Below are 22,457 nucleotides of genomic sequence, written 5' to 3'. Positions count from 1 at the left end.
ACCGTTATGGCCTATTTCATCTTCATAGCCTTCGGTTTTGTGCTGGCCGGATGTTCCTGGTTAAAACCCAGGTCTGCCCCGTATTGTGGCGCCATCTTTTTCATTTACGCCGTACTGTTCGCCGGCATGCGTGGCGCGAGCATGGATTACGACAACTACGTATCCATGTATCAGGACATGACGAGGGCGAGCGGGGGGCTTTGGCAAAGACTGCACATTGGCAAGGATCCTCTTTTTGGCGCCTTGATCATGCTGATTCAAGTTCTTGGATTGAGTTCGCAATGGTTGTTCATGGTGTCGGCCTTTGTTGGGTTGGCCTTCAAGGCGAAATCTTTCCAACGAGTTTTCGGCTCCATCATGACGCCTCTGTTCGCGTTGGTCTGCGGAAGTTACTTCCTGCACGATTACACCCAGGTCCGCGTCGCCATCGCGTTGGGATTCTCCTTCATGGCGCTCGTCGAATTATGCGAGGGCAGAAAGTCACGGTGGATGGTCTACAGCGTGATCGCGCTGGGCTTTCATGTATCTACGTTTGCGATTGTGGCGTTCGAGCTGCCATTGGTGTTCGGAGTGCGTTACAACCTGTGGATGGTTGTTGCCAGTCTATTTGCCCTGCTGTGCGTCGCCTATATCGGAAATTTGTTGGCAATTATCGCGAACTTTGACGGGCGTGCCGCCAATTATGAAGAACTAGGAAACGTTAGCGATCATATGATGATCGTTGCACCGGTGAAACTCGTTGGCTTGGGCATTCTCACCTTCCTCCTTGTGAAGGGCAGTGTGGAGGAGGCCAAAGTACGCATCCTAAAGTTGAGTTGCCTGTTTGCTTTCGTAGGTTACGGCTTCCTGATGATTTTTAAGGATAATGCCAGTGGGTTCGGCTTCAGAATCTATGAATTGTTCGACGCTTTCAGTGTATTCATCATTGCCGACGCCCTACTCGGAAGAAAGTTGATTTCATGGGGCATAGCACTGGGGTATTGCGCGGGGCTTCTGTTGTTGTTGATGGATTCCAAGCTTTTGTTGCCCTATGAATTTGCGGACATGGGGTTGTGGTAATAAGGGGAGCTTAGTCCATGGTTTCTGTGTTAATCGTCAACTGGAATGGCGGTGCTTTTCTGTGGCAGTGCATCGAGAGCCTCAAGGATCATCATGACGGATTAGTTGAAAAAGTTATCGTGATCGATAACGGATCGACCGATCGGTCGATCATGGAGCTTCGGGGACGTGTTGGAGAGCTCCCGTTCCCGCTGGAAGTGGTTGAGAACGGAAAAAATCTAGGCTTTGCCGCTGCCTGCAATATTGGCGCCGCGCTGGGCGCTTCGGAATATTTCCTGTTTCTTAATCCTGATGCGCGTGTCTATGCCAATACGCTGCATCGCGCCCTGGCTTTTATGCAAGACCCCACTAACTCCGAGGTCGGTGTGGTGGGCGTGCAATTGGTCGACGAAACAGGAACGATATCTCGCAGCTGCTGTCGCTTTCCTACCATTGGCTCCTACTTAGTCCATATCTTTGCCCTGAATCGACTGAATTTCTTCGGACGGATAGGCATGCGCATGCATGACTGGGCGCATGACAGCAGTCGTGACGTCGATCATGTGATCGGCGCGTTCTATTTGATTCGCCAAAACCTGTTCCGGGTTCTTGGTGGCTTCGATGAGCGTTTTTTCGTCTACCTGGAAGATCTGGATTTATCGCTTCGCGTGCGCAAAAAGGGGCTACGCACGTTCTTTCTTTCGCATGTGCAGGCTTTTCATGCTGGCGGTGGGGCGTCCAGACAGGTCAAGGCGCTGCGGTTGTTCTATTCCCTCCGCAGCAGGCTGCTCTACGGTTTCAAGCATTTCAGCAGCCCGAAGGCATGGTTGCTGCTGCTGCTTACGGTGATGGTGGAGCCGCTAACGCGCAGTTGCCTGGCGCTCTTTCAAAGAAGCGGTACGGATTTTCGCAATATCTGGAAGGCTCAATGCCTACTGGTGCGTGACCTCGCCAACATCGTTCGCAGCGGGAGGGCATCGTGAGACTCCTCGTATTGTCGAAGTACGGTCGCCTTGGCGCCAGCAGCCGGCTGCGCAGCTATCAATATCTTCCGTACTTTGAGCGGATGGGTATAGAGGCGCATGTCCACTCTTTGCTTGATGATGCCTATCTCCGTGCGCTTTACGTAAAGAAGCGCGACCTGCGTTCCATCTTTCGCGGATATTTGGCGCGAATCGGAAAGCTGTTTTCTGCGCGCTCCTTTGATGCCGTGTATATGGAAAAGGAAGCCCTTCCGTGGTTGCCCGCTATGCTTGAGTTGGGTGTTCTTCCCGCCAAAGTGAGGCTTGCGGTCGACTATGACGATGCGATCTTTCATACCTACGACCAGCATGCCAGCGGAGTGGTCAGACGTCTGCTTGGTGGGAAGCTGGACAGGTTGATGCGACGCGCGGACCTGGTTACGGCTGGTAGCCGCTACCTGATGGAACGTGCGCAACAAGCCGGTAGTCGGAACGTCGAATGGGTTCCCACAGTCGTCGATTTTGAACGCTATTCAATCGTGCCTCGCACACCAAGCAATGAGCTGGTCATTGGATGGATCGGATCTCCTTCTACCGCGCACTACTTGCGTCTCGTAAGTGAGCCGCTGGCAGCGCTGTGCCGAGATCGCCCCATGCGGTGTGTCGCGATCGGAGCTCGCCAGGATCAGTTGTCCGGTACCCCTTTCACTGCACTGCCCTGGAACGAAGAGACTGAGGTTGCGCTGTTGCAGTCACTGGACATCGGCATCATGCCGTTGCATGACGAGGCATGGGAGCGGGGCAAGTGTGGCTACAAGCTGATTCAGTACATGGCTTGCGGTGTGCCCGTGTTGGCTTCTCCGGTAGGTGAGAACTGCAACATTGTCCAGCATGGCCAGAACGGATATTTGGCTAGTACGCCCGCAGAATGGGCCGTACGCCTACAGCAGTTGATCGATGATGCTCAATTGCGCCGGCAATGTGGAGAGGCCGGACGCAAACGCGTCGAAGCGGAGTACTGCCTGCAAGTACAAGGACCTCGTCTTTCGAGCTTGGTCCTGCGGCTTGCCGATCGCCGGATGGATTGAGCTGTAGAACGCGTGGCCATTGCGTTGTTCGCAACTGACGAAGGTTAACTGCATAACGGCAGGCGTGCGTCGGCGTTGTTTTGCCGGGCGTGACGCGACGCCAATAGCGAAAAAGCCGCAGTGAATTGGAATAAAAGTACTAGGTTAGGGGCATATTTATGCGGATCGTTGTTTTGCATTCCAATGCAAATTATCTGGTTGGCCTCCGGCTTCCGCTTATGCGCGAACTGACGAAGCTGGGGCACGAAGTCGTGGCTATAGCCCCCAATATGAGTGCGGAGCATCTCGATACTCTGCGTAAATGCCGCATTGATGGGCGTCGGTGCGACCTAGATGCGACGGGGTTCAATCCAATAGTCGATTTAAAAAATACGTGGAGCCTTGTAGCGCTTCTCAAGCAGCTGCAACCGACGGTAATACTCACGAACACAGCCAAAGCGGTCATATACGGAACGTTTGCGGCAAAACTGGCTGGCGTGTCACGACGTTATGCGCTGGTAAGTGGTCTTGGCTACGCCTTTACGGATGACGGAAAAGTTAGGAATTGGCGAAAGGTTTTTGTTCGAACGACTATGTCTGCGTTGTTTTCAATGGCGCTAAGGCTTAACAGGGGAGTGATTTTTCAAAATCGAGATGATCTTGATGAGTTGTGCTCAAAGCTCATATGCAGCCGTAATCAGGCCCACGTGGTTGCAGGGTCGGGAGTGGATCTCGATGAGTTTGGCTACAGGCGGCGCGACAGGGCTGAACTGAATTTCATTCTTGTAGGTCGCTTGTTGATGGAAAAGGGGGTGAAAAACTATCTGGAAGCGGCGCGCCTGGTTAAGAGTGAACTGCCGCAAGCCAATTTTCTATTGGTCGGCGACTTCGATAGCAATCCAAGCGCGTTGACGTTTGATTCAATCCAGTCGTACTTGCAGGATGGTACGGTAAGGCACATCCGCGGCGTCACCGATGTAAGGCCGTGGTTATACCAGGCGCACATTTTCGTTCTTCCTTCTTATTACCGTGAAGGGGTTCCAAGAAGCACGCTGGAGGCGATGGCAACAGGTCTAGCAGTGATCACAACGGACACGCCAGGTTGTCGTGAAACGGTGTCTGAAGGTGTGAACGGGCTTTTGGTCAACGTTCGCGACACGCGATCATTGGCATCGGCAATGATCAAACTAGGATCGGATTTTGACCTTGCCACCAGTATGGGGCAGGCCAGCCGCCGCTTGGCCGAGAAGAGATTCGACGTCAATTTGGTTAACCACGACATGTGTCGAATTATGGGTGTTTAAGGGGGAATTATGATCGTGGTAATCGGTGGATCTGGATTTGTGGGTACTCGCTTGTGCAGGCGATTTGCGCAAACGGGCAGGGACTTTGTGATTCTGGATAAAAACCCTAGTACGGCGTTCCCTGATCGCTGCGTCAACGTCGACGTGCGCGACTTAGAGACACTACGTTCGGCCATTCCGAAAGGGGGGATCATAATTAATTTGGCCGCGGAACATCGCGATGACGTGCGTCCTCTCAGTCTCTATGAGGATGTGAATGTCGGCGGAGCTGTGAATATTTGCCAAGTTTCCGCCGAAAAAAACGTCAAAAAGATCGTTTTTACGAGTACTGTGGCTTGCTACGGATTTGCTCCGCCTCGCACGGGTGAAGAAGGTGCGATAAAACCTTTTAATGAGTACGGAAAAACTAAGGCGCGCGCTGAAGAAGTGTATCGTTCGTGGTACGAGGGGAAGGATGAGGGGCAAAAAACACTTACCATAATTCGCCCCACTGTGATTTTTGGCGAAGGTAATCGCGGAAATGTTTATAACCTTTTGCGGCAAATCGCGTCAGGGCGGTTTGTCATGGTCGGAGACGGTAGGAACGTCAAGTCGATGGCTTACGTTGAAAATGTTGTCGCGTTCATTGAATACGCTCTTGAATTTGAGTCTGGTGCATATGTTTACAACTATGTAGATAAGCCCGATTTCAATATGAATGATCTTGTGGCGTTGGCAAGGTTGAAGTTAAATCGAAGCGGCGGCGTGGGGCCGCGGCTGCCTTACGTCATCGGTTTGGCAATTGGCGGCTTGAGCGATGCTTTGGCCCGGTTAGTCGGCAAAAAGTTTCCTATCAGTACCATTCGAGTTAAGAAATTTTGCGCTACGACGCAATTTTCGTCTTCGGTCGAGGCGAGTGGGTTTCTGCCGCCAACCACGCTAGCTGCGGGATTCGAAAAGACTATTAGCTACGAGTTTCTTGAGAATAATGAAACTGAAGAAGTTTTCTTTACAGAATGACTCGTGCTGGCTGAGCCTATGCGTGTTGTGAATGTACCCACTTGTTTGTGCGTTCGAGTGTTGATGCAATAGGAGGAGCTCACGTCCCTTAACATCACAACCCTTAACATAAGGACGAGGCTGTCATTGTTGAATGTAAATGGGTTCGTGCGATGAAAAAAGTAAAGTTCGGCGCGGTGGTGACAGGATGTTTCCTTTCATGGCGTATTGACTCGCATCTTTCCCGACATAGATGTCGTATTTTGCGTTGTCCAAGATTTTGTTGTCGTTGATTAGCACGTTGCTGGCGATCCCGCCGAGCAGTATTCCGTGGGTGCGATTATTGATGATCGTACATTGGATAATCTTGATATCCGAGGCATGATTCCATGTCTGGATGCCCGATCCCGCGTTGCCTTCAATGTTGCAATTGCGAATCACAATGTTGGACACGGGATTATCGCCATTCGGCTCCAGGTCGATTCCGCACGACGGCGGTGTACCAGCCGTGGAAAGGAATTTGGAATCGATCACGTTTGCGCCGATACAGGCGACAATGCTCATGCCTTGCCGGCGATTGCCGATGGCCATTACGTTTTGAAGATTGATGTTTCTGCAGGGGGGCGAGCTGCTGTGGCTCAGACCGATATATACCCCATCACCCCAGCAATCTTTCACGACGACATTGCTGATGGATACATCGGAGCAGCTCTCGATATCGATACCCATGCCCCATTCCCCACCCTGGCCGAGGTGTGCATCGCGCTCACCAATGATGGTACCCCCGCTTAGGCTGACGTTTTTGGCATCGTAGATTCGGATGATTCCATATCGACCATTGCTTGACGGCTGCGCGATAAGTTGCGCACCCTGGTCAAGCGCGAGCCGTGTATTGGTGCGCAAGTAGACGCCTTTATCCGCGTTTACGGAATACTTGCCAGCTGGAATGACCGCGACGCCGCCAGCTTCGGTGCTCGCATCAATGACAGCTTGAATGGCCGACGTTGCGTCGCACTGCCCATCCTTGCAGAGGGCGAGGGCGGCCTGGCTCTTTTGCAGGGATTTATCCGTAGCTGTGGCGATGACTTGCGACAACACATCACCAGGAAGCAGTAAAGTGGCCGGCAAACATTTGGCCAATGTCAGTATGAAAGTTCGGCGGGAGTCATTCGGCATCGTGCGTTCCATCGGTTCAGGGCAGGTGGTGGGTGCTGCTTCGCAGTGTTCTTGAGGTGATATCTCAGGTGATCCGGTTCTGCAACGGTTGATGGCAGCCGGTCCTGTGCACGCCTCGTTGCGTATAAAGGATAGTAACGGGTACGTGGAATGGATCACGCATCCTTAAATAAGCACATCGGTCACCGGCCGCCTTGGACTGGGCAAAACGTTGCTGACCGGATAGCCCAGCATGAACATGAAGGTTGGCTGCCAGCTTGCGTCACCGGTCAGTGTGGCAAGCGCCGCCTCTATCTGCGGTGGCTGTTGGTGCCAGCGTTCGTGGTCGATCGTTTCAACGGCTTCATTGGCTGGCCGTCCGCCTAAACCTCGGGCGGTGGCGAGCAGGTGTGCGCGCTGCCAGAGACGGCCTGCCTTGAGGCATTGCTCGCGGCGGTAGCGGTCGCGTACCGCGATCATTCCAAATAAGGGTGCCGTGCGAAGCCGGTCGCGATAGTGCATCGTCGGCAGCAGATTGTGCTGGTAAGCGAAGTTGCGTGCTTCGGGCCACAGAAATTTCCTGGCGGCCGTCGTGAGGGGAGGGTTGCCGAATTGATCGTCGATCAAGCCGTCGCGATGCGTCTGGACCTCGCTCCATACTTTGCGCACGAATGAATCGCTGCCCTGTTCCACCGCCGGGTCGGCATATAAGGTGTCATCGCAGCTGGCGATCAGATCGGCGATGCGGTGGCGGTCTTCATCCTTGGTGAAGAGAAACATTTTGACATCGGGTTCATCGCTGGCCAGCTTGCCAAGTGCGTCGACGAAATCTGCCGGGGGCATTTTCTCGCTGCAAGGGTTGCGATTGGTGTGGCGGTACGGAATCGCCTGGTAGAGCTCGCTTTGCTCTTTGGAGCCCGACGTCAACACCACGCGGGCGACAAGTTCCGGATCAGGGTAGTCCGCAGCAGCGGTGAGTGTTGCGGAAGGCAGCATGACCGATGCGATGTACCCGTTTGCGGGAGCGGCAAGCAGCAGGTTCTCCAGCGCGCAACCCATGCCGATATGTTCTTCGCGCAGGTAAGGATCGAGCGCGCCGGGATATCGCTTGGGATCGAGATATAAATCGATGGCTGAATCCGTGACTTTGAACAACCATGGCTGCGTATTGTGCGGACTGGCGGCAAGTATGGCCGCGCGCACCAGCGCAAGCGGGGAGTCTTCGGTTTGCAGCCAGTCTTTCCAGGGTTCGAAGGCAGGCCCCTGGCCTGCGCTGAAGACGCCGCGATCATAGGCTCGCCAGACACCACCGCCGATCACCAGCACCGTAACTGCACCCACTCCCTTGAGAAACGCTCTTCGCTGCATGGCCGCTCCATGGGTAATGGAATGAACGGCCGGAATCTAGCGTAGTCCGGATGGTGGTGAAAATAGGCCTAATGGCGGTAATGAAAGGGTCTTGTTCAGAGCAATGGGAAGGAGGGGCGCATGCTGCTTGCCCCTCCTTCTGTTTGCGCAATGCCTCAGAAATTTTCGCGGACGAGCTCCAGCACATCCGCACCGCGGCCATGCAGGATGGCCCGGGTTGTATAGAGCGCCATGCCTAGAACAGGCTTGAGTTCCATGAAGGGTGGCTTGACCAATTCCAGCGGGTTCACCAGCACATTGAGCAACGCCGGTCCCGGCTGAGCCAGCCATTCCTGGACGGCCGCATCGATGTCCGAGGCCTTGCGTACGGTCTTGCCCCACAGGCCGATGGCTTCGGCCACTTTACCGAAGTCGGGATTTTTCAGGCGCGTAAAGGTGTCGAGCATGCCTTCGGAATTTTGTTCGATTTCGACGAATCCCAGTTTGCTGTTGTCGAAGACCACGATCTTGATCGGCACGTTTTCCTGGATGACGGTAAGCAATTCGCCGAACAGCATGGCAAGGCCACCGTCACCACACATCGCGATCACCTGGCGATCCGGCGCGGCCTTCTTCAGGCCGATGGCATTGGGAAGTGCCGTGGCCATGGTCCCATGCAGGAAACTTCCGAAAATCCTGCGCTTGCCATTGGCGGTGGTATGGCGCACCGCCCACACGATGGGGGTGCCGTCGTCGCCGCAGATCAGTGCGGCCTGATCGGCGTGGCGATCGATCACCGAGGTCAGGTAGGAACCGGGAATGGTGTCGTTGTGTCCTGGAACCAGGTGGCTTTTCCATGCCGCCATGGCCTTGGCGAATCGTTCGACATACTCCTGTTGAAACGATGCATCGTCATGTTGTTCCAGGCGCGGCATCAGTGCACGCAAGCTTGGCTTGATATCGCCCACGGCACCGAATGTGATGTGATGGCGTCGGCCAAGATGGGTGGAATTGATGTCGATCTGGACGATCTTGGCCTTGTCCGGATAGAACTGACGCCACGCGAAGTCGGCGCCGAGCAATAGCAAGGTGTCACAATCGAGGATGGCTTTGTAGCCCGCCTCGCTGCCGAGAATGCCGGTCATGCCGACGTTGAAGGGGTTGTCGTGTTCGAGATAGCTCTTCGCGCGCGAGGTATGGGCGACCGGCGCCTTGAGTATTTCCGCGACCGCCTTGATGTCGTCCAGGGCATCCTCGCAGCCGGCGCCCGCGTAGATGGTGATTTTTTTGCCGGTGTTGAGGATCTTGGCGATCTCAGCCAGTTCATCGTCGTTGGGGATGACCATCGGTTTGCTGTGGTGAACGCGGTAGGGAAAATCTTCATGCACTTCGGCATGCGAGATATCCACGGGAACGATCAGTACGGCGACGCCTTGTTTGGTCAGCGCAGCCTGGCAGGCCATTACGGCTTTCTTCCTTGCCTGTTCGGGGGTCAGGATCATGTCGCAAAACACGGAGCAATCCTTGTAGACCGCTTTGAAGTCGACTTCCTGGATGGACTCGAATCCCATATCGTTCATCATGATTTGACTGGCAATAAGCACGACGGGCACACGATTGCGGTTGGCCTCATAGAGTCCGTTGATGAAGTGCAAGCTACCCGGCCCGCAGCTGCCCGCACAGGCGGTCAGGTTGTTGGTGAGTTGGGCTTCGGCGCTTGCGGCAAACGCGCCGGCTTCCTCATGCCGCATATGCACCCAGTCGATCGAGCTGCGTTCCAAGTGTTCGGCGAATAGATTGAGCGTGTCGCCGACGATGCCGTAGCAGCGCTTCACGCCGGCTTGTTCAAGCACTTCAACGAGAATTTCTGCAACTTTCTTGCTCATGACTTGCTCCGCATGGTGAGGTTGGAAACCTCGTTGAACGATCGGTAGGGGGCTAGTGCGTGGAAGGCTGGCGCCCGATGGCCAGGTCCAAAGCCGCTTGTGCAATCCCGACGCTTGCATCCGCGTCTTCCTGGCCGGCCTCGGCCTGGGCGAGCACGGCCTCGTTGCTGGTCAGGTCGGTAATGCTGGTAAGACCGTGTCGATACGAATCGAGTGCGGCTTGATAGGCGACTTCGGAAGCGTGCGTATAGGCAAGCGCCTGATTACGGTTGTCCAGGCTGGTCTTCAGGTTGTTATAGGCCTGCACCACTTGCTGGGAGGCGGTGTCCTTGGCTTCCGCCAAGGCATCTTCCGCGGCGGTCTTTTGTGAGACTGCCAATGAAACGCTGGTTGCGCGCGCACCGCCATCGAAGAGCGACCAGTCAAAGGATACGTACACCGCATTGCCGGCTCGATCGATGGAGGAATAGGGGCCTCCATCGCTGCTGATCCGGCCGATGTTCTGGAACACCTGCGCATCCAGGCTGATCGTCGGCCGATAGGCAGCGCGTGTGGTTTCGAGCTTGGCATCGGATGCCGCAACCTTGTCCATCGCGGCCAATACATCCGGTCGGGACCGCAATGCTTCGTCGATCAATTCCCGCAACGGTGCAGGTGTTGCCGTGACCGGCGCTTGCGCAGGGGAGGCGATCTCAAACTGGGTTTCAGGCGGCAGTCCGATCGTGGCGACCAAGGTTGCGAATGCCGTGTCTGCCGCGCCGGTGGTTTTCGTCAGGGCCAGTTGCATGGCCGCCGTCTGGCGCTGCGCCTCGGCCAGATCCACGACCGTGGCGCGGCCGTGCTTCTTCTCGTCGGCCACGGCCTGCTCGGTCAGCTTGGCGGCATCCAGCGCTTTTTGGGCGGCGCGTACTTGCCCCTGGGCGGAGGTTGCATCGAAATAGGCTTCCGACACATCGAAGACCAGCTTTTCCTGCGCGCCAAGCAAGCCCGATTGCGCGGCGGAGGCATTATGTTTGGCTTCCTCGACCAGTCCCTTGCGACGGCCGAAGTCGAACAGCAGCCATTTCATTTCAAGGGTCGGGAAAACTTCCTCGGTCGAGGAAATGAAATAGCCTTTGGGCGAAACCGAGGTCGGGATCGCCAATGGCGTACGCTGGATGCCGCCTAGCGCTTTGGCATCGAGTTGCGGCGAGTACTGGGTCTTGGCCAGTTTGATGGCCAGGTCGGCTTGAACGGCTTCCTGTGCAACTTCGCGGGTCTTGGGATTGATGTCCAGGGCGATGGACAAGAGTTCCGGCAGCGCGTACACGCGATCTTCCATCGCCGGTTCATCGGTGTGATCGGCGATTTCCACGGCACCGTGATAAGAACTGGCAACCCATGAAGTCGACTGCGCGCTCGCCACACCGTTATAGGCGAACAGCGCGGTGGCGAGCACCAGCGGAAACGAGTCAGATCGCACGCGACGCATGATCGATCTCCTCGTTGAGGCGCTCGCGGGCCTGATTCAGCAGCGTGGATGGGGTTGGAGCAGCCGGCGGGTTTGATGCATCGATACGTGTCCCTTTCGAAAGCGCGATCAGGCGCTGCGCTGCGAGCTGGTCTGTCTCCTTGTCGGATGGAAGCAATGCTGCTTTGTCCTGGAGTCGAAGCACGACAAAGACCGCCGAGGCAAGTTGTTCAACCTGATGTGCTTCCGGTGCATGACGCGCTGCTGAATCGCCGCGTGAAAAAAAACGCCACTCGAACAAGGCGCGTGCGTTCAAGGCAGCCGCGTCAGCGGCTTGCTTGCAAATCGCTGTTTTCAATGAGGCGACGGTTCCCTTGTCATCGGCAACCAGCAGATCACCGAGTTGCCGGACGGTCGCGGACCATTTGTCACGCGCCTGGCTCCATGCGCTGACCGGCCAAAGCGTCGTGAAGAAGATCGTGATCCAGATGTTGCCGATGAAGATACCTGCCACGCGATCGCGTAGCACCGTGAGGTCACTGGCGGGGCCGTAGCCTTGCAGCGCACCGAGGAAAAAGGCGAATGCGATCTGCATGCCGGCATAGGCGATGGTCTCGCTGCTGGTGGAAATCCACGCGCAGAAAGCGGATACCACGGCGACCAGTAGGCAAAGCTGGCCGATATCGGTCAGCGATGGCAGCACAAAGACGATACATAGCCCGGCGATCAGTCCACCGATGATCGCACCGGTTAGTCGCAGCGTCAGTTTATGCACGCTCTCTCCGACCGTGGTCAGGGAGACGAAGAAACAGGTGGTGACCGCGGTGCGGATACCGGGCCAATCAAGCAGCGTGTAGGTCGCATAGGAAGCCAGCACCGCAAACATCACCTTGAAGGCAAAACGCGCAGCTGCGCGGTTCGGGGATGTGTCCGCCTTTGGCGGCTGTCGCGGCGGGGATGCGGCTTTGTCCGGTAAGGCAGCTGGCGCTTTACCGGACGCTGCGTCGAACAGTTCATCGACTGCATCGCGCAGGGCAACCTGGGCAGGATCGAAGTCGTCCGGCGCGGGTTCGTTCGCGCCGCTTACTTCATTGACCGCGATACCACGGCGTCGCAAAAAATGGCGTTCGCTTGCGCGTAGCGAACGGGCCAGCGACTGCCTGGCGGCCGGCGGAACGCTCGACGGAAGGTACCGTGCGATCTGCAGCACTTCCAGCAGCAGGTCGATCAGCCGGTTGTCTTCCTGCGCAAACACCTTGAGCTGCTTGCTCCACATAAAGGCCTTGTTCTTGAGCTGGCTGAGCGCCAGTAGCTGATCGCGCAGGCGTGACGGATCGGCGGAAGAGGGCGTTTCGATGTAGGTAGCGACGGCCTCCAGCAACTGCGTGGCACGCTTCCGGGCGAGCGCGACCGGGCTTTCGCCGGCCAGCAGATTGGCGAAGATCGTCACGCCAACCGGCAAAGCGACGACCACCCACAGCCACAGTACGACATGCGTGACCGCTTCCGTGGAGGGAACATCGTCCAGCAGGGTCTGCGACAACACCAGGACGAATCCGGCGAGAAAGATGATCGGACCCAAGCGACTGGTGCGTGCGAGAAACGTCCCGGCCAGTGTGCTGGCGGCCAGCAGTGGAATTCTCAGCGCGGGCTCGGCAGCGTCGAAGACGTAGAGCAGCAAGGACACCGCGACGGCCAGGGTCACCGCCACCAGTCCGCCGACTGCGGAGATCAAGGTCGAGGCGGCATCTTCCTGGCTGACCAGGAAGACCAGATAAGCGACGTACGAGGGTAGCGGAATCTGAAACACCATCGCGACTGCCACGACGATGGTGGTACACACGATGATGCGTGTCATCGTGTGAATGCGCGTGTCGGTCAGCGTGAGTTCGCGCTGCAGTACGCCGGTCAATCCACTCCTGTACTGAAGTTCAATCGGTGCGTGCATGGCTCACCTTTACGGAAGCGGTGGCACCGATGCGCAAGAAGGGTTGCGATGGTCCGGTCAGGCGCACCCACACGGGAAAGCGCTGCGCCACCACGACCCAGTTCAGGTTTCGATCCACCTCGGGCAGTCCCGGACCGGCCACGCCTTCCGGCTGGACACCCGCGCCCAGGCTTTCCACCACGCCATGTAGCGGCTGGCCTTCGTGTCCCATCACCCATACCGTTGCGCCATCGCCGGTACGCAGACCGCGCAGATCGGTTTCGCGGAAATTGGCGACGGCGTACCAGCTGTTGTCGTCGATCAGCGTGAAGAGCGGATGTCCGTCGACGGCAAACGATCCCAAGGCAAGATTGAAACCGACCACTCTGCCGTCCACCGTCGCGCGGATGACGGTTTCGCGCAGATCGCGTGCCGCCAGCGCCTGGGTCGCTTGCGCGCCCATCAGTTGCGCCTTCAGGCTTTCCACGTCGCCGATGGCTTCCTTGGCCTGGGCGGCCTGCTGGATGGCGGCTGCCAGTTGTGCCGCCGCGGTGTGCTCGTTGGTGCGCGCCTCATCGATTTGTTGCGCGGTGACGAAGCCCTTGGGCAGCAGTGGCTGCATGCGTTGCAGGGTGCTCTGGGCCAGCGCCAGTTGTTGCCGTGCGCGGTCGACTTCACGAGCGGCCGCTTCCGCGCCGGATCCTTGTGCATTCACCTGCCGGCTGGTGAGGTCGATGTCCGCCTGCAAGGCCGCGACTTGTGCGTTGGCTTGCCGGAGTTTCAGCTCGAACGGTTCCGGGTCGATCTGCAACAGCACATCGCCTTTATGCACGACCTGATCGTTGCGAATATGGATCGCCACGATACGTCCGCTGACTTCCGGCGTGATACCGGCGCTGTAGGCGAAAATATAGGCATCGTGGGTTCTTGGGCGCTGGTCCACGACGATCATCGACACCACGATGAGCACCAGCGCCGAAGCGATGGAAATGATCGCGACGATATGCGCTAGCAGGGCTTTGGCGTGCACGGATGAGGTCTCCATTCAACCCAGCCACACCAGCCAGATGGCGAGCGTTGCCGCCGTCCACATGCACAGGTAGACAATCACCGGCAGCGGAAGCGCGGCATCCACGCCGGTTTTCACCAGCACCCCGCGCACCACGACGACGAATACGATGCCAAGCAGCGCACACACCATCCACGTCGGGAAATAGGAGCCGAGGATGTTTCGCGATGGCGAGGCACTGCATGCGGTCATCGCCATCGCGCAGGATGACGTCAGTGCTGCGCGAAGATAAGCGTATCTACGCGTCGGTCGATGTGCGTGCATCTGTGCCGCCTTCTATGGGTAAAGTCGATATGCGGAAACGACGATCAAGCTGCTTCCATGCGTTTGTGGTTGGCCAGCGACTTGCGCCATGCGCCCGGTGCTACGCCCATCTTTTGGGTAAAAACGCGGCTGAAATGGCTTTGATCGGAAAAGCCGGCATGGAAGGCGATCTCCGCCAGCGTGGTGTCGGGATCGGCCATCAATTCAAGCGCCAGGTCGACGCGGCGCGATAGCAGCCATTGATGCGGCGACATGCCCGTGCTCTTCTTGAAGCCCCGCGCCAGCGCGCCCGCTGAAAGACTGCAGGCTTCCGCCAGTTCGCCGATGGAGATCCCGTCGAAGATGCGCTCACGCATCATCTGCATGACCAGCCGTTGCTGCCATGGCGCCAGCGCACCGCGCACGATGTCGGGACGTATCGAAGATCCACTGTAGGTGGAGGTCATGTAGGCACACAGGCCTTGCAGAAGATGATTGATCAGCGGTTGATTCGCCGCGGTAGCCGAGTTGAAGATCGGCAGCAGGGTCTGCGCGATGTGGCCGACGATCGCATCCTGGAAACATTCACCAGGACGGATGTCCAGCCCGGCAATATTCCTTTTTCCCAGTTCCTCGCTGGCTTCGACAATCGCTTGTCGGGGCATGTAGAAGTACAGCGAGTGCAGCGGTTCGCCGATGTAGGTGATCGGGTCGCAGCGCAGATCCAGCACGTAGGCGGTGCCGGCGTCATAGGCGGTCGAACACACCGAGCGGCCGTCACACCAGAGCTCGTGGGTGCTTTGCTTGCGCAGGTTGAGGCAGACCAGGTAGGCATCGTCGCTGCCCATCGGGGAGGTCATGCCATAGCCGGGCTGGTCGATGCGCAGTTCCGTTACTGCAAGATGTACGCCACGCCGGGTCTGGCTGTGCAGTACCGGCGGACTGCTTAGATGAAACGAACGGCCAAGCCGATCGCCGAATGCACCGTGATACATGCGCGCCTCTTCGAGCTTCATGGTCGTCGACCCTCCCTGGTTGTCGTCAGTGCGGCACGCGTCATTCGCCGAAGCCTTCGTCAAGCGGCACGTACCGGGGCAGGGGGCGGCGCAGCGTCACCCGAAGGTGTCGATGGGTTTCCCATGACAGCGGTGTTGCACAGCTTCCGATCTCGATGACGAGCAGCAGCTCATGGCGCGTACGCGCTTCACATTTCTGTAACGCTGATCCGGTCGGGGTAACGCGTGGTGGAGTGCGAGTCTTGGCTCGATCTTGGATCGTGCAAATCCAGGTGACCATCCCCCGCGTGGGGGAGGGTCATGCGCATCACGCGTGAGGTGGAACTTCGAAGCGATAATCCCGCAAGCTTCGTTTAAGCCAGTAAGAGTAAAAAGGCCTGCTGCAGCCGATGCCCTGGTGGAAGGCCATCGAGCAGCCGTTGCGCCTTCTTGCTGAATGATTGCTCGTGGAGGGACGCTTGTGCGCTATCGCCTTGCAGGCGATGCAAGCGTGCGGCGGTGCGGTGAATGCGCCAGTCGGCCGTCGGCGCTCCCGTCACCTCGGTCATGCGCAGGGCGTCGTTGATCAAATCGGACGCGCGTGCGAGGTCGCCTTGTTCGATCGCGATCAGGCATCGCACCTCGTGCGCCAACGCCCGCCAGGTGACTTCGTTGGTGCGCGCGGAACGCTCAAGCATACGCTCGGCATGCACGCGCGCCTGTTCGAAGTCGCCGGATCGCAACAGAGCATGGGCCAGCGACCATTCCAGCAGGAGCAGCCAATACCAATCGGTGATGACCGGCTGTTCGAGCATGTCGTGTTCGAGCTTCTGCAGGATCTCGATACCCGTATCCAGATGTCCAAGCCCCGCTTCCGCCGCTCCGGCGAGCAGGGTGCAGTGCCGGATTTCGTTCGGTAGCACCAGGGTATACAGCGCCTGCTGCGGATGACCCGTTTGATCCTTGTAGAAGCCAAGCTTGCCGCAAATGTCCTTGACAGCCTGATAGTCACCGGCCATCAGGTAAAGAAATCCACGCAGCGTTTCCAGGGTGCAGATGCTGTAGCGATTGCCGTTGCCGACAAACAGCGCCTCGCTGGCGTCGAACTCCTGCAAGGCCCGCCCCCATTCGCCGAGCAGGGTGTACACCCATGGCCGTCCGAGATGAGCCATCCAGATGGCGCGAAAGATATTGAACTCGGGTCGGTCGACCGCATGCCGCACCAGAATTTCCAGATTGGTGTCGACGGTTTCCAGGCACTCGCGATAGCGGCTGGAGATCAGGCAGATCATGCTGTATTCGACCAGTCCCCAGGCGGTGATCTGCCGGTCGGGACCGTTGCGCAGGGGTACCAGGTTTTCTTCGCAGATCCTGGCCAGCTCCGGATCCCATCCGCCGATCCAGATCCGCCATACCGCGCTGCTCAGTCTGATGCGTGCCTTGAGTTGCGGTTCGCTCTGCGCGTTGCTCAAGCGGGCCGCCGTTTCCAGATGCGAAACGCAGGCCGCGGCATCGCGCCAACTGAGGCCGAAGGCCAGGCCGAGTTCCGCACGCGCCTGCATATCCGAAAGACCCAATCGCTCGGACATCTGCGTCAGCTCGGTGAAGGCCTGCAAAGCCCGCGGATCATGGTTGGCCGCGTAGATGGATGCGCGATCTTCCAACAGCGCGGCCTGGGTCAGGCCACGCTCGCCATGGGCAAGACGGGCGGCAATCTCATCCGCCTTGTCCAGGATTGCCAGCGCGTCTTGATGGGCAAAGCGGCGTTTCGCCGTTTGCAGGGCGATCTTCAGATAGGCCAGTCCCTTGGCGTACTCGTGTGCACTGGAAAACTGTTCGGCAAGTTCGAAGGCGGCATGCGCGCTCAACTCGCTGGGATATGTTTTTTCCAGCTCCTTGCCGATCAATGCATGGCTTTGCGCCAGCCGAAGCGGTCCCTGGCGGCTCAGCAGGACTTGTCTCAGCAGCGAGTGATTGAATCGATAGAGCCGGACCACTTCGCCACCGTCCAGCGTATCCATGTCGTGGCGGTGAATGAACGTTCTGCTTCGGCACAACGTCTCGCACACTTCTTCGAACCGGCGCGCGCTGAGGCCGGCGGCTGCCGCTGGCACGACCGGATTGAACACGTCACCCACCGCGCTGGCGGCTTCCAGCACGCGCTGCGTCTCGTCATCCAGGCCGGAAATTTTTGTCTCGACGACGTGGTTTATCGTCTGGGGTATTTCGAAATGAATCTGCGAAAGCGGTACATCGTTTTTCCATCGTCCACGATCGCTGGATACCAGCCTGTTGTTTTGCAAATGATCGAGGATCGTGCTGAGGAATAGTGGGTTTCCGCTTGAGCGATGCTGGAGCAATTGCACAAACGAGCGGCCTTCATCGGAATCGTCTGCCTGCACATACTCGGCAATATCCTGCTGGTCCAGACCGGTCAAATGGATCGATTCGCACAGCTTGTGCAGCATCAATTCGTTGACCAGCTGCCGCAGTGCCGAGCCGTGTGTCGCCGATTCATCCGAACGATAGGTGGCCAGCACCAGCAGTTTGACCGGCGACTTGCGCCGGGCGAAGGCGGAAATAAGGTCCAGCGTGGAGAAGTCGCTCCAATGCAGGTCTTCCAGCAACAGCACGAAGGCTTCATCTTCTGCGAATACTTCAAGCAGATCGCAGAATTCGCCGAGCATGCGGCTACGGGCAGAGATATGCGCCACCTTTTGCAGCATGGCGCGATGTTCACGCGACAGGACGCCGGCCAGCTGGCTGGCCCACGAAGGCGCGACGGCAATCAGCGCATCCTGCACTTTGTTGCTGTTGGCACCCTTGATTAATCGGGACAGCGCTTCGATCACGGGATAGAAAGGTTCGGCACCGCCGAATCCTTCGATGCAGCGGCCGAATGAAAGCGGCGTCCGGTCCCTGCCCAGGTCGTTGCAAAATGTCTCCACCAGCGCGGTTTTGCCGATGCCGGCCTCGCCATGCACGAAGACGATCCTGGATTGTCCTGCGCGTGCTTCAAGCCATGCCTCGCGCAGCGTATTCAACTGCGCGTTTCGACCGATCAGGTGCGGAGCGGCCGCAGGCAGAAGACGGTTGTCCGCCTTTTGCGTGGTGGTGACATTCGCAATAAAGCGATATCCGCGGCCGCGATGCGTTTCCACGTAGCGCGGGTGCTGCACATCGTCACCCAGCGCATGGCGGATCGCCAGCACATGTCCTTTCAGCACCTCGGGTTGAACGGCTACGCCAGACCAGAGTGCTTCAAGCAGTTCTTCATGCGAGATAAGGCGTCCGGGATGTTCGACCAGATAACGCAGCACGTCGAACGCCTTGGCGGTGATGCTGACGGACGTCGGGGTGCCCTCATCGGCAACACGCCACAGCTGATGATTGGTGGGATCGAGCCGGAAGGGTTTGAACTCCTTCATTCGACCACCCTTGGCATCGATGAGCGTGTGCCGCGTTCAAATGAGTCCCAGCTCGGTCGCGCGGGAGACGGCCTCGGCGCGGTTCTTGGAAGACAGCTTGATGAAGATATGCTTGGCATGCGACTTCACTGTCTCCGGCGTAATCTGCAGCTCGCGAGCGATGGATTTATTGGAAAGACCCAGGCTCATCAAGCGTAGGATAATTGTCTCCCGCGTGCTCAATGATTCCACGAGCCGGTGATTGATGCGGAATTTTTTTCGCACCGGCGGCTGCATCATGGGTGCGGTGAGCAGGCGTCCGACGTAAGGCGCCAGATGGCCAAGGCACCTGGCTTCGGGAGATCGCCAAAGCTGCTTGAGCAGGGGTTCGATCAGCGGCATCTCGTCAAGAAAGCTGCGAAACAGTCCGGCATTGGCGCCTTGGTGCAAGGCCGCCAGCAACTCTTTGCGCGCTCGGGTTACTTCGCCCAGGGTATGCAGCGCACTCGCCAGCAGGATCGTGAGCTTGACGACCAGGGCTGGGTCATTGTTCTGCAGGGCCGCGGTGCGCAGCTCATCCAGCGACCGGACGGTGCCGATGTCGGGGCCGTGGGCCATCTGCAGGCGCAGCTTGGCCAGGTGCAGGGGCCATGCATCCATGCTCTTAAGGCTGCCCCGCTTATGCAGTTTGCCGGCAAAGCTTTTCAGTTGTTCCAGCGCAGCCTCGGCAAGATCGGTGCGCGCTTCCTGGATATGCAGGACGACTTCTTCCGCCTTGCAACGGAGCACCAGCCGGTGCCATTGTCGTTGCGCTCCGATGTCTTCGCCACGACGCAGCAGCAGCAGGGCAATGTTTTGGTCCCCCCTGGCCGCTGCCACTTTGGCGGACAGGACATAGGCGATCAGCGCGCTTTCGATCGCGCCACTCTCTTCGATGGCCGTGAGGCGGCCACGCAGCAGGCCATCGGCGTCATCCACTGCTCCGGCCTCATACTGCAATTGCGCCAGCACGCAGGTAGGCAGCAGCGATGCATACGCTTCGATCCCGATCGACTTGCTGCTTAGACACAGTGCGTCCCTGGCCAGGCGCTCGGCCAGCTTGAAACGCAACTGCTCGGCTTCGGCCACCGCTTCAATAGAGAGATTGATGATCGCCGTCAGCAGCGAAGCGGCATGGTCGCGCGGGGCTTTGCCCCAGGACAGCTCATAGAACGGCATGAAGTTGCGCGTACGCCAAAAGCCGAACTTCATCACCGTCGCCAGCGCCGACCGGTAGCGCGCTCCGCCGCGTCGCGCCAACACCGATTGCGCACGGCGCATCGCCTCGTCGATGTCGTCTTCCCACAGGCTTCCCAACGCCAGCAGGGTTTCCACTTCATCGCAGGGGAACTCGTCGCCGAAGCGATCCTTTTGCAGAAAGGCCTGGCGCAGCGTGGTCGCGGCCGCCACCACCTCGGTTCCCTTCATGGCGCTTACGGCGTGCCAGGCCGAATCCAGTACCAGCCTCAGCGCTTCAGCCGGGGCATCGGGATCGTGCCAATCCTGGATCCATCCGAGACCGGCTGGGGCGGTTGCGCTACGCGCAACAGTCAAGAGATTCATGGGTCCACTCTCCAGCCGTCGCAAAGAATACTGAAGCGGGCCAACGTGGCTTCAGTCACGGACGCTGTTGGGATGGCTCCTAGTACACGCCTCTTGCCGAAAGTACCTGTCACCCAATCCACTCAGCAGACCATTGGCCCTCTCAACGTCTGATTCATCCTTTCGATGGGGACATTAGGCTAGATGACCCGTCCTGTCGTGAAATTCACGTTCTAATTCGGTTTTCTTTCGGTTTTTGGGTCAATCGGCCGGGCCCGCGTGGCCCGGCGCCAGGCTGCTTTTGACGGCAATCTCTTGAGGCCGGATGGCGATCACGCCGGGCGGGAAAGCACATTCACGTGCAAGAAAATGCAAGAAACCCACGCACACACCGGCGTAACGTAACGCTCACCCACGCTACCAGGTGCAGCCATGACCACGAGAAGCGAGCTGGCGTCATGGTCGTCACCAAGGACCGGTGAGTCACCCCCTGGCCGCCCGGCCCATATCGCTGTCCAAATATCCCGTCTGGCTGCGGCTATTGAGGGCAATCCGCATCGCGTCGAGGAATGGTACCGATCGGTATGTATCCGGGAACTTGGCGGCTTGACCGCGCAGGAGCTGGTCAGGCAAGGCAAGGCCGATCTGGTGATCGGTTTTCTATGGGCAGTCCGGCGCCGTGAACGCGATTGAAGAAAGGTCCATGCGTATGCGTAACGTAGATTCATTCCGGGAGATGGGCGCGCGGCTGGAGGAGATTCAGGCCACCCGCGAGCAAATCGCCTTCGCGGCCTTTTCCATCCTGGAAGAGCGGCTGAGCGATCTATCCGCCATGCTGGTGATCAGCCTCGGCGACCGCACGCGTGCCGCGAGATGGATGTGCATGCGGCATCGGCATCTGGAGGGAAGAAACGCCTACCAGGTCATTGCCGATGGCGAAGCGGACCGGCTGTGGGAGTTGCTGGAAAGCCTGTGCGGGACAGAGGAACTCTGACCACGCCTCCACGCGCGGCGTACGTTTCCAGCTTTCGCGGTCATATTCGTCCAAGATCGATCGAAGGGTGAATGCCACAGTTAGCCGATCGCGGTCATACCGTCCATGCCGACACATTCTCCTGATGACCACGAGATCGGCCGCGATCCTGCTCGGCATTCATCCAGGAATGAGTACATGAAAAGCCATTTTTTCGTACCGCTGACACCTCGCGGCATCTCCAGCATTTCGCCGCCGCCGCCTTGGCACTATGCCGGTGATTTTCTGATCGTGGATTTCTGGGCGCGCCCGCAAGCCGTCGCGTCGCTGCTGCCCGCGGAGTTGCAGGCGGACGTTAAAGCGGAAGGTCATGCGCAGGCGTATTTCATCGATTGGCAATTCACCGGCGAGCATGACGAATTGCTCAACCCGGCGCGCTACCAGTACCGCGAGTTCTTTATTCTGGTGGATGCCTTGCTCGACGGTAAGCCGGTCATGTATTGCCCATATATCTTCGTCGACAACGATGCGGCGCTTGCGCGTGGTTGGGCACAGGGCTTCCCCAAGCGGCTTGCTTCGGTGTTCCAGACCCGGGTGTTTGCCGCCAGTGGTCCGGCATCGCCCAAGCTCGCGCCGGGTGGTCGATTCGGCGCAAGTGCTTCGACTGGCGGGCAGCGGATTGCGCGCGCCACCGTCACGCTCGAAAAAGCGGTGACGGATCCGGCTACGCTCGGTTCGCGCCCCACGCTCAATATGCGTCACTTCCCGCGCTTGGCGGCAGGGCAGTGGGAGCGTCCTGCGGTGCATGAACTGGTGGAGTCCATCATGGATAACTTCACCGTGGCCGATGCATGGATGGGCAAGGGCGAGCTGACGCTGCCCGAGTGCGAGAACGAGGAAGTGTCGGAGCTGGCGCCACTGCGTTGCGGTAACGGTTATCGCATGTCGGTGTCGTATGACGTGACCGATCTCAAGACGCTGGTCGATCACTCGGCAAAGTGACATCCGAGCCATGCAGCATGGATACACAAACGCCACCTTTCGGTGGCGTTTGGTTTTCCGCAATGTCGCGCCA

The 22,457-nt window shown here is 58.1% G+C and carries 18 protein-coding genes; 8 read left to right on the top strand and 10 right to left on the bottom strand.

The features are described 5' to 3' along the window. Nucleotides 1-6 precede the first annotated feature (6 nt). The 5 genes from ISP19_RS01240 (at nucleotide 7) to ISP19_RS01220 (ending at nucleotide 5,370) form a co-directional block, all read left to right on the top strand. Nucleotides 7-1,059 carry an EpsG family protein gene (locus tag ISP19_RS01240; protein ID WP_204678770.1) on the top strand — a complete coding sequence of 351 codons (1,053 nt, stop codon included), beginning with the start codon at nucleotides 7-9 and terminating at the stop codon, nucleotides 1,057-1,059. A 17-nt stretch (nucleotides 1,060-1,076) separates the two neighbouring features. Further along, nucleotides 1,077-2,021 carry a glycosyltransferase family 2 protein gene (locus ISP19_RS01235; protein WP_204678768.1) on the top strand — a complete coding sequence of 315 codons (945 nt, stop codon included), beginning with the start codon at nucleotides 1,077-1,079 and terminating at the stop codon, nucleotides 2,019-2,021. Beyond that, nucleotides 2,018-3,088: a glycosyltransferase family 4 protein gene (locus ISP19_RS21455; protein WP_204678766.1), complete on the top strand. Its 1,071-nt coding sequence runs from the start codon at nucleotides 2,018-2,020 to the stop codon at nucleotides 3,086-3,088. The genes ISP19_RS01235 and ISP19_RS21455 overlap by 4 nt, the downstream gene beginning before the upstream one ends. A 158-nt stretch (nucleotides 3,089-3,246) precedes the next feature. Beyond that, the gene (locus ISP19_RS01225; RefSeq protein WP_204678764.1) at nucleotides 3,247-4,371 is read left to right on the top strand and encodes a glycosyltransferase family 4 protein; all 1,125 of its coding nucleotides are present in this window, start codon (nucleotides 3,247-3,249) and stop codon (nucleotides 4,369-4,371) included. A gap of 9 nt (nucleotides 4,372-4,380) precedes the next feature. Further along, entirely contained in the window at nucleotides 4,381-5,370 is a 990-nt protein-coding gene (locus ISP19_RS01220) for an NAD-dependent epimerase/dehydratase family protein (RefSeq protein ID WP_204678762.1), read from the top strand. A 123-nt stretch (nucleotides 5,371-5,493) separates the two neighbouring features. On the opposite strand, the gene ISP19_RS01215 is transcribed toward ISP19_RS01220, so the two are convergent. The 10 genes from ISP19_RS01215 to ISP19_RS01170 all read right to left on the bottom strand — a co-directional run bounded on the left by ISP19_RS01215 (nucleotide 5,494) and on the right by ISP19_RS01170 (nucleotide 20,430). Beyond that, nucleotides 5,494-6,525, bottom strand: a complete 1,032-nt coding sequence (locus tag ISP19_RS01215) for a right-handed parallel beta-helix repeat-containing protein (RefSeq protein WP_204678760.1) — start codon at nucleotides 6,523-6,525, stop codon at nucleotides 5,494-5,496. Between the two features lie 165 nt (nucleotides 6,526-6,690). After that, entirely contained in the window at nucleotides 6,691-7,872 is a 1,182-nt protein-coding gene (locus ISP19_RS01210; RefSeq protein ID WP_204678758.1) for an Acg family FMN-binding oxidoreductase, read from the bottom strand. A gap of 155 nt (nucleotides 7,873-8,027) precedes the next feature. Beyond that, entirely contained in the window at nucleotides 8,028-9,737 is a 1,710-nt protein-coding gene (locus tag ISP19_RS01205) for a thiamine pyrophosphate-dependent enzyme (protein ID WP_204678756.1), read from the bottom strand. Nucleotides 9,738-9,789: 52 nt separating this feature from the next. Continuing rightward, nucleotides 9,790-11,208, bottom strand: a complete 1,419-nt coding sequence (locus ISP19_RS01200) for a TolC family protein (protein WP_204678754.1) — start codon at nucleotides 11,206-11,208, stop codon at nucleotides 9,790-9,792. Next, entirely contained in the window at nucleotides 11,189-13,135 is a 1,947-nt protein-coding gene (locus ISP19_RS01195) for an FUSC family protein (protein ID WP_204678752.1), read from the bottom strand. The genes ISP19_RS01200 and ISP19_RS01195 overlap by 20 nt, the downstream gene beginning before the upstream one ends. Further along, nucleotides 13,119-14,144, bottom strand: coding sequence for an HlyD family efflux transporter periplasmic adaptor subunit (locus tag ISP19_RS01190; protein WP_204678750.1), 1,026 nt, complete (start codon nucleotides 14,142-14,144; stop codon nucleotides 13,119-13,121). The genes ISP19_RS01195 and ISP19_RS01190 overlap by 17 nt, the downstream gene beginning before the upstream one ends. Before the next feature lie 15 nt (nucleotides 14,145-14,159). After that, entirely contained in the window at nucleotides 14,160-14,447 is a 288-nt protein-coding gene (locus ISP19_RS01185) for a YtcA family lipoprotein (protein WP_204678748.1), read from the bottom strand. A gap of 44 nt (nucleotides 14,448-14,491) precedes the next feature. Beyond that, entirely contained in the window at nucleotides 14,492-15,442 is a 951-nt protein-coding gene (locus ISP19_RS01180; protein ID WP_204678746.1) for a helix-turn-helix transcriptional regulator, read from the bottom strand. A 353-nt stretch (nucleotides 15,443-15,795) separates the two neighbouring features. Continuing rightward, on the bottom strand, nucleotides 15,796-18,849 hold the full coding sequence (locus ISP19_RS01175; protein ID WP_204678744.1) for an ATP-binding protein: 3,054 nt from the start codon (nucleotides 18,847-18,849) through the stop codon (nucleotides 15,796-15,798). Between the two features lie 36 nt (nucleotides 18,850-18,885). Next, complete coding sequence (locus ISP19_RS01170) at nucleotides 18,886-20,430, bottom strand: LuxR C-terminal-related transcriptional regulator (protein WP_204678742.1); 1,545 nt, start codon at nucleotides 20,428-20,430, stop codon at nucleotides 18,886-18,888. Between the two features lie 411 nt (nucleotides 20,431-20,841). Here ISP19_RS01170 and ISP19_RS01165 point away from each other — a divergent pair, with 411 nt between their 5' ends. The 3 genes from ISP19_RS01165 to ISP19_RS01155 all read left to right on the top strand — a co-directional run bounded on the left by ISP19_RS01165 (nucleotide 20,842) and on the right by ISP19_RS01155 (nucleotide 22,384). Beyond that, nucleotides 20,842-21,102, top strand: coding sequence for a hypothetical protein (locus tag ISP19_RS01165; RefSeq protein WP_204678740.1), 261 nt, complete (start codon nucleotides 20,842-20,844; stop codon nucleotides 21,100-21,102). Then, the gene (locus ISP19_RS01160) at nucleotides 21,089-21,403 is read left to right on the top strand and encodes a DUF2384 domain-containing protein (RefSeq protein WP_204678738.1); all 315 of its coding nucleotides are present in this window, start codon (nucleotides 21,089-21,091) and stop codon (nucleotides 21,401-21,403) included. The genes ISP19_RS01165 and ISP19_RS01160 overlap by 14 nt, the downstream gene beginning before the upstream one ends. A gap of 177 nt (nucleotides 21,404-21,580) precedes the next feature. Then, nucleotides 21,581-22,384 (top strand): acetoacetate decarboxylase family protein, encoded by an 804-nt coding sequence (locus ISP19_RS01155; RefSeq protein ID WP_204678736.1) that lies wholly within the window; start codon nucleotides 21,581-21,583, stop codon nucleotides 22,382-22,384. Nucleotides 22,385-22,457 lie beyond the last annotated feature (73 nt).

It is taken from the genome of Dyella flava (assembly GCF_016904955.1).
GTDB classification, from domain to species: Bacteria; Pseudomonadota; Gammaproteobacteria; order Xanthomonadales; family Rhodanobacteraceae; genus Dyella_B; species Dyella_B flava.
This window is presented reverse-complemented; position numbering and strand designations above follow the sequence as displayed.